General features: G+C 75.1%; 12 protein-coding genes. 4 read left to right on the plus strand and 8 right to left on the minus strand.

Features of this window, described 5'->3' with window-relative positions:
* Positions 1 to 33: 33 nt before the first annotated feature.
* From IE331_RS09355 to IE331_RS09380, 6 genes are all read right to left on the minus strand, one after another.
* Positions 34 to 225, minus strand: coding sequence for a DUF3046 domain-containing protein (locus IE331_RS09355; protein ID WP_192142771.1), 192 nt, complete (start codon positions 223 to 225; stop codon positions 34 to 36).
* On the minus strand, positions 222 to 737 hold the full coding sequence (locus IE331_RS09360; protein WP_192142773.1) for a DinB family protein: 516 nt from the start codon (positions 735 to 737) through the stop codon (positions 222 to 224). The genes IE331_RS09355 and IE331_RS09360 overlap by 4 nt, the downstream gene beginning before the upstream one ends.
* A 93-nt stretch (positions 738 to 830) precedes the next feature.
* Positions 831 to 1,433, minus strand: a complete 603-nt coding sequence (locus IE331_RS09365) for a DM13 domain-containing protein (protein ID WP_192142775.1) — start codon at positions 1,431 to 1,433, stop codon at positions 831 to 833.
* A 66-nt stretch (positions 1,434 to 1,499) separates the two neighbouring features.
* Entirely contained in the window at positions 1,500 to 2,306 is an 807-nt protein-coding gene (locus IE331_RS09370; RefSeq protein WP_192142777.1) for an ABC transporter permease, read from the minus strand.
* Complete coding sequence (locus IE331_RS09375; protein WP_192142779.1) at positions 2,306 to 3,121, minus strand: ABC transporter permease; 816 nt, start codon at positions 3,119 to 3,121, stop codon at positions 2,306 to 2,308. Before IE331_RS09375 ends, IE331_RS09370 begins: the two co-directional genes overlap by 1 nt.
* Entirely contained in the window at positions 3,121 to 4,047 is a 927-nt protein-coding gene (locus IE331_RS09380) for an ABC transporter ATP-binding protein (protein WP_201931502.1), read from the minus strand. The genes IE331_RS09375 and IE331_RS09380 overlap by 1 nt, the downstream gene beginning before the upstream one ends.
* Positions 4,048 to 4,177: 130 nt before the next feature.
* Between IE331_RS09380 and IE331_RS09385 the strand changes: the two genes are divergently transcribed.
* From IE331_RS09385 to IE331_RS09400, 4 genes are all read left to right on the plus strand, one after another.
* Positions 4,178 to 5,683, plus strand: a complete 1,506-nt coding sequence (locus IE331_RS09385) for an amidohydrolase (RefSeq protein ID WP_192142781.1) — start codon at positions 4,178 to 4,180, stop codon at positions 5,681 to 5,683.
* Between the two features lie 62 nt (positions 5,684 to 5,745).
* Positions 5,746 to 10,380: an ATP-dependent helicase gene (locus tag IE331_RS09390; protein ID WP_192143218.1), complete on the plus strand. Its 4,635-nt coding sequence runs from the start codon at positions 5,746 to 5,748 to the stop codon at positions 10,378 to 10,380.
* Positions 10,373 to 11,155, plus strand: a complete 783-nt coding sequence (locus IE331_RS09395) for an Fpg/Nei family DNA glycosylase (RefSeq protein WP_192142783.1) — start codon at positions 10,373 to 10,375, stop codon at positions 11,153 to 11,155. Before IE331_RS09390 ends, IE331_RS09395 begins: the two co-directional genes overlap by 8 nt.
* A 30-nt stretch (positions 11,156 to 11,185) precedes the next feature.
* Positions 11,186 to 12,085, plus strand: coding sequence for an ABC transporter substrate-binding protein (locus IE331_RS09400; protein ID WP_192142785.1), 900 nt, complete (start codon positions 11,186 to 11,188; stop codon positions 12,083 to 12,085).
* A 31-nt stretch (positions 12,086 to 12,116) separates the two neighbouring features.
* Here IE331_RS09400 and IE331_RS09405 read toward each other — a convergent pair whose 3' ends face one another.
* Together IE331_RS09405 and IE331_RS09410 are read right to left on the minus strand one after the other, a co-directional pair.
* Positions 12,117 to 12,425, minus strand: coding sequence for a helix-turn-helix domain-containing protein (locus IE331_RS09405; RefSeq protein ID WP_192142787.1), 309 nt, complete (start codon positions 12,423 to 12,425; stop codon positions 12,117 to 12,119).
* 64 nt (positions 12,426 to 12,489) lie between these two features.
* Positions 12,490 to 13,014, minus strand: a complete 525-nt coding sequence (locus IE331_RS09410; protein WP_192142789.1) for a CinA family protein — start codon at positions 13,012 to 13,014, stop codon at positions 12,490 to 12,492.
* Positions 13,015 to 13,027 lie beyond the last annotated feature (13 nt).

A 13,027-nucleotide genomic window follows, 5' to 3' on the forward strand; every position in this document is an offset into this window, starting at 1 on the left:
CTGCCATGCCGGCCAACCCGCCCCGACGGGCCGTCAGCGGTCCCGGTCGGGCAGGTCGAGGGTCCGCCACACCTCGGCCCACACCTGCTTCGGCGGGGTGCCGGCGTCCAGCGCCTCCACCGTGGTGCGGCCCAGCGCGGTGATCACGTGCTGCTCGGCCCAGGCCCGGGCGTACGCCGGCCCCAGGGCCGCCTCCATCCGGGCCCAGAACTCGGTGTGCCTCATGTCCGCGGGCCCACGTCGTGGAGGTGGTGGACCACGTCGTGCAGGTGGTAGCGGCCGATCGTCGCGACGGTGAAGGCGCTGCCGTTGCTGCGTCGGCCGGGGCGCTCCCAGCGGTCGCCGACGCCGGCGTAGGTCGCCGCGACCGTCTCGGCCGCGCTGACCAGCTCGTCGGCCACCGTCGTCGGGTCCTGGTCCCAGTAGTCGGCCTCGACGGCGGCGGCGTCCTGGTCCCAGTTGGCGAAGACCGGGTCGTCCTCGCCCAGCATCCGGTGGACCCGCTCGTCGAAGACCCGGTGCACGTCGCGGACGTGGCAGGCGTACTCCAGCGCCGACCAGACGTGCTCGGCCGGGCGGACGGCGGCATCGGGTCCGGACAGGACGTCGGGCCAGGCCGCCGCGTTGGCGCGCAGCGCCCCCGGCAGGTCGTCCACGCCGGCGCCGTCGAAGCCACACTCGGGGCAGCGGGCGTCGATGACCCAGGTCCAGTCCTTCAGGTCGGGCTCGATCGGCATGCGGCCATCCTCTCAGCCGGTCCCGGGCGAGCGCACCTGGACCGGTGGGTCCCAGGCGGTCCAGCGGCCGGTCGCGGGAAGGTCAGCGGCCGGTCAGAGGTCGACCGGGGCGGTCCCGAAGGCCACGTTGAACCGGTCGCACCAGATCACCACGGAGCGCATCCCGCGCAGGTCGGCACCGTCGGGGACCAGGTAGTTCTGGTTGCCGCCGGTGGCCTTGAGCTCGCCCAGGCGGACGTAGCGGCCGTCGTCGTAGGAGCCCCAGGCGCCGCCGCTGGGCTGGTCGGTGACCCACACGTGCAGGTCCGGGCCGTCGCTGGTGTCGAGCCCCTCGAACCGGACGAAGCGCCGGCCGTCGGCCAGCCGCAGGACCCGGACCCGACCGGTGGTGGCGTGCTCGGCGTCCTCGAACCGGCCGGTGGCCAAGACCGAGTCGCGGGGCGTGACCGGCTCCTCGGGTGCCGTCGACTCGGCCACCGTGGCGTCGACCGGCTCGTCGGTGGGCTGCTCGGTCGGCCCATCAGTCGGCCCATCAGTCGGCCCGTCGGTCGCCTCGGCGGGCGTGGCCTCGCTGGTCGGCACCGCCTCGTCGACCTCGCTGCTGGTGAACGCCCGCCACGGCTCGAACGCCCACAGGCCGGCGACCAGCGCCACCGCGAGCAGCGGGGCACCGACCTTGAGCAGCAGGGGACGCATGCTGCGAGCCTAGCCGCGGCCCGGTCGCCGGCCGGTGTCCCGCCCGCCCAGCCGCCTCACCTCGTGTCAGGTCAGCAGCAGCGCGTCGAGCCGGCGGCGGGCGACCAGCAGCCCGACCACGCCCATCGCGACCAGGTAGACCACGGACACCGCCGAGTCCCAGCTCAGCGCCCCGGTGGTCAGCTCGCGGCACAGCACCACCGACCGGTAGAGCGGCGTCGCCTCCACGAGCCACCGCAGCACACCCGGGAAGGCGGTGACCGGGAAGAACGTCGCGGAGAACAGGAACATCGGCATCGTGGCGAGGGAGACGTACTCGAAGTCCTGCCAGCTGCGCATGTAGGTGGTCAGGGCCATCGCCGCCCCGGCGAACGCGAAGCCGACCAGCAGCGTCGCCGGCAGCGCGAGCACCGCCCACCACGAGGAGACCAGGCCCATGCCGGCCATCACGCCGAGGAAGCCGAAGGAGTAGATCCCGCCACGCAGGAGCGACCAGGCCAGCTCGCCGCGGGCCACGTCGAGGGTGGACATCGGGGTGGCCAGGATCTGGTCGTAGAGCTTCTCGAACTTGAGCTTGAAGAAGAAGTTGAACGTGGAGTCCAGCACCGCGCCGTTCATCGCCGAGGCGGCGAGCATGCCCGGCGCCACGAAGGCGGCGTACCCGATGGTCTCGCCGTTGAACTCGAAGGAGTCGATCAGCCGGCCGACCCCGACGCCGATCGAGAACAGGTAGAACACCGGCTCGAGGAAGCCGGTGAGGAAGATGTACCAGGCGGCCCGGTAGCTCAGGTAGTTGCGGTAGAGCAGGATCCGGGTCGCGGCCAGCGCCGAGGGCGTGGGACGCGGCTGGGCGACTCCCGGGACGGTGGCCATCAGTCCCCCAGCCGGCGGGTCAGCCGGCGGACCACCCAGAGGTAGCCGAGGCCGGCCATCGCGAGCAGGTAGCCGAGGTGGACCAGGGCCGGCCCTGCCTCCAGCGTGCCGAGGGTGAACATCCGGGTCAGGTCGACGCCGTGCCACAGCGGGGTGAGCCGGGCCAGCGTCTCCAGCGCCGGGGAGAGGTTGCCGACCGGGAAGAACGCGCCGGAGAACAGGAACATCGGGATGATCCCCAGCCGGAAGACCAGCGCGAACGCCGCCTCGTTGCGCAGACCCGCGCTGAGGCCGTAGATGGGCGTGGCGAAGGCGAGGCCGACCAGGATCTGGGTGAGGAAGGCACCGACCGCGCCGGCCGGCGAGGTGAGCACGCCGAAGGGTGCGAGCACCGCCAGGAACACCCCGGAGACCGTGGCCAGTCGGAACACCAGGAAGCCGAGGTGGGCGTTGACGACGTCGGCCGGACCGAGCGGGGTCGCGGTCATCCCGAAGGCGATCCGGTTCCACTTGACCATGCCCATCACGGGATAGGTCACCTCCCCGACCACCAGCTGCATCGACTGCGCCGCGACCAGCCCGGGCGCGACGAAGGCGAGGTACGACGTGGCGCCCTCGAGGCGCTCCGGCGCGACCTGGATGAAGCCGCCCAGCAGCACCCCCATCGCCAGCACGTAGAACAGGGGCGTGAGGAACGAGGTGATGACGCTCCCCCGCCAGGTGCGGCGGTAGACCGTCAGCCAGTAGTCGGACTGCCGCCAGGCCAGCTCCCAGCGCGAGGGCCGGGCCGAGGTGGCCGGCAGGTCGGGAGCCATCAGTCGACCAGCGTCCGGCCGGTGAGCCGGAGGAACACGTCCTCCAGCGTGGAGCGGCGCACCAGCACCGCGACCGGCGACAGCCCACGCTCGTGCACCCGGGCGATGACCTCCTCGCCGTCGTCGCTGTAGACCAGGAGCCGGTCCGGCAGCACCTCCACCCGCTCGCCGAGGTCCTCGACCTTCGCGGCGAGCGCCTCGTGCTCCCCGACACCGAAACGCAGCTCGGCGACCTCGCGGGTGGAGTGGCCGCGGATCAGCTCGAGAGGCGACCCCTCCGCGACGATCAGCCCCTTGTCCATGACCACGAGCCGGTCGCACAGCTGCTCGGCCTCGTCCATGTAGTGGGTGGTCAGCACCAGCGTCACGCCCTGCTGCTTGAGCCGGAACAGCCGGTCCCAGAGGACGTGCCGGGCCTGCGGGTCCAGCCCGGTGGTGGGCTCGTCGAGGAGCAGCAGGTCGGGCCGGTTGATCAGGGAGCGGGCGATCGTCAGCCGGCGCTTCATCCCCCCGGAGAGGCTCTCGACCTTGGCCTTCCCGCGCTCGGCCAGCTGCACGAACTCGAGCAGCTCGTCGGCGCGGCGGGCCACCTCGGAGCGGGGGATGCCGAAGTAGCGGCCGTAGACGACCAGGTTGTCGCGGACGGTCAGCTCGGTGTCGAGGGTGTCCTCCTGCGGGCACACCCCGAGCCGGGCCCGGATCGCCGGTCCGTCCTCGGCCGGGTCGCGGCCGAGGATCCGCAGGGAGCCGGAGGTGACCGGGGAGACGGCGGCGATCATCCGCATCGTCGAGGACTTGCCGGCCCCGTTGGGCCCGAGGAAGCCGAACGCCTCGCCGCGGCGCACCTCGACGTCGATGCCGCGCACCGCCTCGAAGTCCCCGAAGGCCTTGCGCAGGCCCACGGCCGAGATCATGGACTCGTTCACAGGACCGACCCTAGGGGCAGGCACCGACAGGCAGCCATCGGGATTCCGACGCCCGACCTCGGCCACGGGTGTGCCAACTCACCCGCCCCGGTCCGGCGGCCGGGGGCCCGGGATGGATAGCCTCGCGGACGTGTCCTCCCTCCTGCTCCGCCACGCGCGCCTCGTGCCGCTCGGCCCCGGCGCCGCAGCCCCGGAGGACCCGGTCGACCTGCTGCTCCGCGACGGTGAGGTGGCGGCCGTCGGTCGCGACCTGGCCGCGCCGGCCGGCACCGAGGTGCACGACGCCGAGGGTCGCTGGGTCTCGCCCGGCCTCTGGGACCAGCACGTGCACCTGGGTCAGTGGGCCCAGGTCGCGACCCGGCTCGACCTGAGCTCGGCGCGGTCCCCGGAGGACGCGGTCGCCATCGTCGAGCACCACCTCGCCGTCCAGCCCGGCGTCCCGCTGGTCGGCTGGGGCCACCGCTCGGTGACCTGGCACCGCGAGCCGCTCGTGGAGGACCTCGACCGGGTCGCCCGCGACGTGCCGGTGATCCTCATCAGCGGCGACGGCCACCACGCCTGGCTCAACTCCGCAGGGCTGGCGGTGCTGGACCTGCCGTGGCGCGACGACGTGGTGCGCGAGCAGGAGTGGTTCGCCGCCTACGAGAGGCTCCCCCGGCTGGTCGGCGACGAGGGCACCTCGCCCGCGGCGTACCGAGCCGTGCAGGAGCAGGCCGCCTCCCGCGGCATCGTCGGGGTGGTCGACTTCGAGTTCAGCGGCGGCGCCGCCGAGTGGGCGGAGCGCTGGTCGGTGGCCGGGCTGCTGCGGATCCGGATGGCGACCTACGCCGAGGGGCTGCCGACGGTGCTGGGTGCCGGGCTGCGCACCGGCGACCCCCTGCCCGGCTGCGACGACCGGGCCCTGATGGGGCCGCTGAAGATCATCTCCGACGGCTCGCTGAACACCCGGACCGCCTGGTGCTGCGCGCCGTACGCCGACGGCGACTTCCTCGAGCACCCCTCCGGCGCACCGAACCTCACCGGGCTGGAGCTGCGGGCACTGCTCCGGGAGGCGCACGGGCACGGACTCGAGATCGCGGTGCACGCCATCGGCGACGCCGCGGTGCGGGAGGCGCTCGACGCCTACGAGGAGACCGGGGCCACCGGCTCGATCGAGCACGCCCAGCTGATCGACCCGCGCGACGTGCCCCGGCTCGCCGAGCTCGGCATCCGGGCCAGCGTGCAGCCGGCGCACCTGCTCGACGACCGCGACGTCACCGAGCAGTGCTGGCCGGACCGGTCCGGCCGGAGCTTCGCGCTGCGCTGGCTGCTGGACGCCGGGGTCGAGGTGCGCCTCGGGTCGGACGCCCCGGTCGCCCCGCTGGACCCGTGGCTGGCGATGGCCGCCGCCGTGCACCGCAGCGGCGACGACCGGCCGGCCTGGCACCCCGAGCACGCGCTCACGGCGGCCGAGGCCCTCGCCGCCTCGACGGACGGCTGGGGCACGGTGGCGCCGGGTCACCCGGCCGACCTGGTGCTGCTCGACGCCGACCCGCTGGGCGGCACCGGTGAGCCGGAGAAGGTCGCCCGGCACCTGCTGGAGGTGCCCGCGGCCGCCACCTACATCGGCGGGAACCGGGTCTTCCTGCGGCCCTGACGCGCGGTCCCGGCACGGTTGTGGGTGCCGTCGGGCAGGATGAACGCGTGCCCCCCACCGGAGTGCCGGTCCTCGACCGGTTCAGCGAGCCGACCCGGGCCTGGTTCGCCGCGGCGTTCGCGGCGCCGACCCCGGCCCAGGAGGGTGCCTGGACCGCGATCGGCGAGGGTCGCAACGCGCTGGTCGTCGCGCCCACCGGCTCGGGCAAGACGCTCTCGGCGTTCCTGTGGGCCATCGACCGGCTGGTCTCCAGCACGCCGCCCGAGCAGAAGCAGCAGCGCTGCCGGGTCCTCTACGTCTCGCCACTGAAGGCCCTTGCCGTCGACGTCGAGCGCAACCTGCGCGCCCCGCTGACCGGCATCCGGCACACCGCCGACCGGTTGGGCGTCCCGGTCCCCGACGTCCGGGTGGGGGTCCGCTCGGGCGACACCAGCCCGGCCGAGCGACGCCGGCTGGCGACCACGCCGCCGGACATCATGATCACCACCCCCGAGTCCCTGTTCCTCATGCTCACCTCGCAGGCCCGGGAGTCCCTGCGCGGCGTGGAGACCGTGATCGTCGACGAGGTGCACGCGGTCGCCGGCACCAAGCGCGGCGCCCACCTGGCGCTGACCCTGGAGCGGCTCGACGAGCTGACCGGGCGCCGGTCGCAGCGGATCGGGCTCTCCGCGACCGTCCGGCCCCTGGACGAGGTGGCCCGGTTCCTCGGCGGCAGCGCGCCGGTGGAGGTGGTGGCTCCCGCGTCGGAGAAGCGCTGGGACCTCCAGGTCGTGGTGCCGGTCGAGGACATGACCGAGCTCGGCCAGCCGGTCGAGGAGCTCGACGGCCCGGCCGCCGGCGGCCCGCGGCACACCTCGCTGTGGCCGCACGTCGAGGAGCGGGTGGTCGACCTGGTCGAGGCGCACAGCTCCACCATCGTCTTCGCCAACTCCCGCCGCCTCGCCGAGCGGCTCACCGCCCGGCTCAACGAGATCGCCGCCGAGCGCGCCGGCGTCGAGACGCCCGCCGGCCAGCCGGGGGACGGCACCGAGGCGGGGCGGCCGGCCCAGGCGGAGGGCCAGGCCGGCGCGAGCCTCGGGGCGGCGCCCCTGATCGCGCGCGCCCACCACGGCTCGGTCAGCAAGGAGCAGCGCGCCCTCATCGAGGACGACCTGAAGCGCGGCCACCTCCCCTGCGTGGTCGCCACCAGCAGCCTCGAGCTCGGCATCGACATGGGTGCGGTCGACCTGGTGATCCAGATCGAGTCCCCGCCCAGCGTGGCCAGCGCGCTGCAACGGGTCGGCCGGTCCGGGCACCAGGTCGGGGAGATCTCCCGCGGCGTGCTGTTCCCCAAGCACCGCGGCGACCTGGCTCCCACCGCCGTGGCCGTGGAGCGGATGCGCACCGGGGCCATCGAGTCGCTCTCCGTGCCGGCCAACCCGCTCGACGTCCTCGCCCAGCAGGTGGTCGCCGCGACCTCCATCGAGGACTGGGACGTCGACGCGCTCTACGAGCTGGTCCGCCGCACCGCGTCGTTCTCGGCGCTGCCCCGCAGCGCCTACGACGCGACGCTGGACCTGCTCTCGGGTCGCTACCCCAGCGACGAGTTCGCCGAGCTGCGGCCCCGGCTGGTGTGGGACCGCGTGGCCGGTCGGCTGTCCGGCCGTCCGGGTGCCCAGCGGCTCGCGGTCACCAGCGGTGGCACGATCCCCGACCGCGGCCTGTTCGGGGTCTTCCTGGTCGGTGGCGACGGCCCCGGCAAGCGGGTCGGGGAGCTGGACGAGGAGATGGTCTACGAGTCACGGGTGGGCGACGTGTTCGCGCTCGGCGCCACCAGCTGGCGGATCGAGGACATCACCCACGACCGGGTCCTGGTGACCCCCGCCCCGGGGGTGCCGGGTCGTCTGCCGTTTTGGAAGGGCGACACCCTCGGCCGCCCGGCCGAGCTCGGCGAGGCGGTGGGTGGCTTCGCCCGCGAGCTCGCCGCGCTGCCCCGGGCCGACGCCGTACGCCGGGCGCGGGACCAGGGGCTGGACGCCTGGGCGGCGGACAACCTGGTCGGCTACCTGACCGAGCAGCGCGAGGCGATGGGGGTGGTCCCCGACGACCGCAGCATCGTGGTGGAGCGGTTCCGCGACGAGCTGGGTGACTGGCGGCTGGTCGTGCACTCCCCCTACGGCACCCCGGTGCACGCGCCGTGGGCGCTGGCGATCAACGTGCGGCTGCGCGAGCGGTTCGGCGTGGAGGCCTCCGCGGTGGCCTCCGACGACGGGATCGTGCTCCGGATCCCCGACGCCGAGGCGGACCCGCCGACCGGCGAGGTGGTGGTCTTCGAGGCCGACGAGATCGAGGACCTGGTCACCTCGGAGGTGGGTGGCTCGGCCCTCTTCGCCAGCCGGTTCCGGGAGTGCGCCGCCCGCGCACTGCTCCTGCCCCGGCGGGACCCGGGGCGTCGCTCGCCGCTGTGGCAGCAGCGCCAGCGCTCGGCCCAGCTGCTCGACGTGGCCTCGAGGTACCCGTCCTTCCCGATCGTCCTCGAGGCGGTCCGCGAGGTGGTCCGCGACGTCTACGACCTCCCGGCCTTGGTCACGCTGATGCGCCGGCTCGACCGCCGGGAGGTGCGGGTCCTCGACGTGACGACCCAGACCCCGTCGCCGTTCGCCCGGAGCCTGCTGTTCGGCTACGTCGCCCAGTTCGTCTACGAGGGCGACTCGCCGATCGCCGAGCGTCGGGCGGCCGCCCTCCAGCTGGACCAGGGGCTGCTCGCCGAGCTGCTGGGCCGGGCCGAGCTGCGCGAGCTGCTGGACCCCGACGTGCTGGCCGAGGTCGAGGCCGAGCTGCAACGCGTGGCCCCGGACCGGCGGGCCCGCGACGCGGAGGGCCTCGCCGACCTGCTCCGCCTGCTGGGCCCGCTGTCCCGGCAGGAGGTGGTCGAGCGGTCGGTCGAGGGGGCCGACGTCGACCACTGGCTCTCCGCGCTGACCGGGTCCCGGCGGGTGGTCGAGGTGCGCATGGCCGGCGTCGAGCGGTGGGCGGGGGTGGAGGACGTGGCCCGCCTGCGGGACGGCCTCGGCGTCCCGGTCCCCCCGGGCACCCCGGACGTCTTCGCCGACCCGGTCGAGGACCCCCTCGGCGACCTGGTCGCCCGCTTCGCGCGGACCCACGGCCCGTTCACGACCGCCGAGGTGGCGCAGCGGCTCGGGCTGGGGCCGGCGGTGGCCCGGCAGGCCCTGCAGCGGCTGGCCGGGCAGGGCAGGGTCCTCGAGGGCGAGTTCCGGCCGGCCGGCGCCGGCGCGGAGTGGTGCGACGCCGAGGTGCTGCGCCGGCTCCGGAGACGGTCCCTGGCCCGCCTGCGCAAGGAGGTGGAGCCGGTCGACCCGGAGGTCCTGGGCCGGTTCCTGCCGCCGTGGCAGCACCTGGTCACCGGTGACACCGGCCGCCGTTCGACACTGCGTGGCCTGGACGGGGTGGTCACCGCCGTCGACCAGCTCGCCGGTTGCCCGGTCCCGGCCTCGGCCCTCGAGCCCCTGGTGCTGGCGGCCCGGGTGGCCGACTACGCGCCGGCGATGCTCGACGAGCTGATGGCCACCGGCGAGATCACCTGGGCCGGCCACGCCGCGCTGCCCGGGAGCGACGGCTGGGTGTCGCTGCACCTGGCCGACCGGGCCCCGCTGACGCTGCCGCCCCCCGCCGAGCTGGACCTCGGGGAGCAGCACGCGGCCCTGCTGGCCGCCCTGGAGCCGGGTGGGGCCTGGTTCTTCCGGCAGCTCGCGGACTCGGTGGCCGCCTCGGTGGGCACCGCCGACGACCGGGCCACCTCGGCGGCGCTGTGGGACCTGGTCTGGTCCGGCCGGGTCACCAACGACACGCTGGCGCCACTGCGGGCCCTGGCCCGCTCCGGCTCCGGGTCGCACCGCACCCGGCGGCCGCCGGCCCGCGCCCGGGGGGTCCGGGCGCGGGGCGCCGGCCGGGGCCTGCCGAGCCGGGGCGGGCCGCCCGAGGCCAGCGGCCGCTGGTCCCTGGTGCCCGCCGTCGACCCCGACCCCACGCGTCGGGCGCACGCCGTGGCCGAGGGCCTGCTCGACCGGCACGGCGTGGTCACCAGGGGCGCGGTCCAGAGCGAGCGGGTCCCCGGCGGGTTCGCGGCGGTGTACAGGGTGCTGTCGGCGTTCGAGGAGCAGGGCAGGTGCCGGCGTGGCTACTTCGTGGCCGGCCTCGGCGCCGCCCAGTTCGGCACCGCCGGCGCCGTCGACCGGCTGCGCACCTTCACCGAGGCCCCTCCGGGGGCCAAGCCGTCCGCGGTCACCCTGGCCGCGACCGACCCGGCCAACCCGTTCGGCGCCGCCCTGCCGTGGCCCGAGCGGGCCACCGACGGGGCCGCGGGCCAGTCGTCCGGCCAGTCGTCCGGCCAGGCGTCCGGCCACCGGCCGGGGCGCAAGGCGGGGGGGCTGGTCGTGCTCGTCGAGGGGGCGCTGGCGGTGTACGTCGAGCGGGGCGGTCGCACGCTGCTCACGTTCACCGACGACCCCGAGGCGCTGGGTCCGGCCGCCGAGGCGCTCGCGACCGCGGCGCGTCGCGGTCAGCTGGGCCGGATGACCGTGGAGAAGGCCGACGGCGAGCACGTCCTCGGTGGCGGGGACGGCTCCACCCCGCTCCGGACTGCACTGGGCGCCGCCGGCTTCGTCGCCACACCGCGGGGGCTGAGGCTCCGTGCCTGAGGGGGACACCGTCTGGCGGACCGCGCGCTCGCTCGACCAGGCGCTCAGCGGCGCGACGCTGACCGGCACCGACTTCCGGGTGCCCGAGCTGGCCACGGTCGACCTGGCCGGCCAGGTGGTGCACGAGACCCTCGCCCGGGGCAAGCACCTGCTGACCCGGATCGGCGACGACGTCACCCTGCACACGCACCTGAAGATGGAGGGCTCGTGGCACCTCTACCGCCCCGAGTCGGCGTGGCGACGCCCGGCGCACGAGGCGCGGATCCTGCTGCGCACCCCGCGCTGGAAGGCGGTCGGCTTCGCACTCGGGATCGTGGAGCTGCTGCCCCGCGATGCGGAGGCCGACACCGTCGGGCACCTCGGTCCCGACCTGCTCGGGCCGGACTGGCGAGCGGGCGAGGCCCTCGCCCGGCTCCGCGTCGACGGCGACCGTGCTCTGGTGCAGGCCCTGCTCGACCAGCGCAACCTGGCCGGCCTCGGCAACCTCTACGCCAACGAGTTGTGCTTCCTGGCCGGGGTGCACCCCACCACCCCGGTCTCCTCGGTCCCGCGCCTGGATCGGCTCGTGGACCGCGCCCGGGTGCTGCTGGAGGCCAACAAGGAGCGCAGCGCGCAGACCACCACCGGCAACCTGCGGCACGGCCACCAGCACTGGGTCTACCGCCGGGACCGCAAGCCATGCCTGCGCTGCGGGCAGCGGATCCGGGTGGAGATGACCGGCGCGCCGGGCCGCGAGCGGGCGACGTACTGGTGCCCGCGCTGCCAGCCCGCCTGAGGTGCGCCCACGCGTGCGAGGCTGGGCGCCATGGACCACCACCGGATCGTCTCGCTGCTGCCCTCGACCACCGAGATCCTCTTCGCGATCGGCGCCGGTGACGCGGTCGTGGGCGTGACCTTCGAGTGCGACACCCCTGCCGAGGCGCGGACCCGGACGATCGTCTCCGGCACCACCCTCCCCGAGGGTCTCGACCCGGCGGGCATCGACGAGCACGTCGCGCGTGCGGTGCGCGAGGGCGCCGACCTCTACCACCTCGACCGCGGTGCCCTGAGCGGCCTGTCCGCCGACCTCGTGGTGACCCAGGACCTGTGCGCGGTCTGTGCGGTCGACGTCTCGGTGGTCGACGACGCGATGGCCCACCTCGGGGGCTCGGCCGAGGTGCTCACCGTCGACCCTCACACCCTCGACGAGGTCCTGGAATCGGTGGTCACCCTTGGCGCGGCCACGGGCACCGAGGAGCGGGCGGCGGCGCTGGTGGCCTCGCTCCGCGCGCGGCTGGACGCGGTGTCCCGTCGGGTGGCCGCCGCGGCACGGCCACGCACCCTGGTCCTGGAGTGGACCGACCCACCGTTCGCACCGGGCCACTGGGTCCCGGAGATGGTGGAGCACGCCGGAGGAACCTCGGCCCTGGGCGAGGCCGGACGGGCCTCCCGACGGACCACGTGGTCCGAGGTCGCGGAGGCGGCGCCGGAGGTGGTGGTGTGCGCGCCGTGCGGCTTCGACCTCCCCGCCTCAGCCCGCCTGGCCGAGGACGTCGTGGCCGCCGGCGTCCTGCCCGACGAGGTCCCCGTGTGGGCGGTGGACGCGAATGCGGCGTTCGCCCGGCCCGGCCCGCGGCTCGTCGACGGGGTCGAGACGCTGGCGGGCATCCTGCACCCCGGACCATGGGGTGCGCCGGAGCCCGGGTCCGCGGTGCGGGTCCGGTAGGCCCTGGCGCCGCCGCGGTCAGGCTGCGCGATCAGGCCGCGGAGGCCACCACGTCGCCGGAGCGGGAGCGGACCGTGATCGGGGTCGCCGCGAGCTCGAGCGCCTGCTCCTCCACCGCGATCGCATCGCTGACATCGCGCAGGACGTCGGCCAGCGAGACGTCGAGGGCGCTGCACAGCGAGGCCAGCAGCTCCGAGCTGGCCTCCTTCTGTCCGCGCTCGATCTCCGAGATGTAGCCCAGGCTCACGCGGGCGTCCGCAGAGACCTCGCGCAGGGTCAGGCCCCGGTGCATGCGCTGCGTGCGGAGCACCTCGCCGAGGAGGCGTCGGAAGAGCACCATGGGCCTGTCCTTTCTGCGGTGACCTGCCCAACGCTACCGGGTCGCCGATTCTTCCCGCGCGCCGCTACGCCGTGGGCGCCATCTCCATCACCAGGTCGAGCGCCGCGAGGCAGGCGGCCCGACGCACCCGGGCCCGGTCGCCGGGCAGGTCGTGCCTGCGGACCGCCACCCCCGTGGGGCCGGCCGCGGCCACCCACACGGTGCCGGCCGGCACCCCGTCCTGCTCCCCCGGCCCGGCGACGCCGCTCGTGGCCAGGCCCCACTCCGCCCCCGTGCGGGCCGCGACCCCACGGGCCATCGCCGAGACGCACTCGCCCGAGACCACCCCGTGCCGGGCGATCACCTCCTCCGGAACCCCGAGCAGGGTCACCTTGAGCCGGGTCGCGTAGGCCACCACCCCGCCGACGTACACCTCCGAGGCGCCGGGCACCGCCGTGAGCGTCGCCCCGAGCAGGCCGCCGGTGAGCGACTCGGCGGTGGCCAGGGTGCCGCCCCGCGCGGCCACGGCAGCCAGCACCGTCGCCGCGCGACCCTCCGGGGTACTGGGCTCGTCGAACTCGGCGGGCTCGTCGGGCTCGGCGGGGGTCATGTGGATACCTTGG

It is taken from the genome of Nocardioides donggukensis (genome assembly GCF_014842875.1).
Classification (GTDB): Bacteria; Actinomycetota; Actinomycetes; order Propionibacteriales; family Nocardioidaceae; genus Nocardioides; species Nocardioides donggukensis.

Excerpts from the sequence above, each read along its gene's own strand:
- IE331_RS09355 (WP_192142771.1), bottom strand. The coding sequence starts at position 225 with ATGAGGCACACCGAGTTCTGGGCCCGGATGGAGGCGGCCCTGGGGCCG.
- IE331_RS09360 (WP_192142773.1), bottom strand. The coding sequence starts at position 737 with ATGCCGATCGAGCCCGACCTGAAGGACTGGACCTGGGTCATCGACGCC.
- IE331_RS09365 (WP_192142775.1), bottom strand. The coding sequence starts at position 1,433 with ATGCGTCCCCTGCTGCTCAAGGTCGGTGCCCCGCTGCTCGCGGTGGCG.
- IE331_RS09370 (WP_192142777.1), bottom strand. The coding sequence starts at position 2,306 with ATGGCCACCGTCCCGGGAGTCGCCCAGCCGCGTCCCACGCCCTCGGCG.
- IE331_RS09375 (WP_192142779.1), bottom strand. The coding sequence starts at position 3,121 with ATGGCTCCCGACCTGCCGGCCACCTCGGCCCGGCCCTCGCGCTGGGAG.
- IE331_RS09400 (WP_192142785.1), top strand. The coding sequence starts at position 11,186 with ATGGACCACCACCGGATCGTCTCGCTGCTGCCCTCGACCACCGAGATC.
- IE331_RS09405 (WP_192142787.1), bottom strand. The coding sequence starts at position 12,425 with ATGGTGCTCTTCCGACGCCTCCTCGGCGAGGTGCTCCGCACGCAGCGC.
- IE331_RS09410 (WP_192142789.1), bottom strand. The coding sequence starts at position 13,014 with ATGACCCCCGCCGAGCCCGACGAGCCCGCCGAGTTCGACGAGCCCAGT.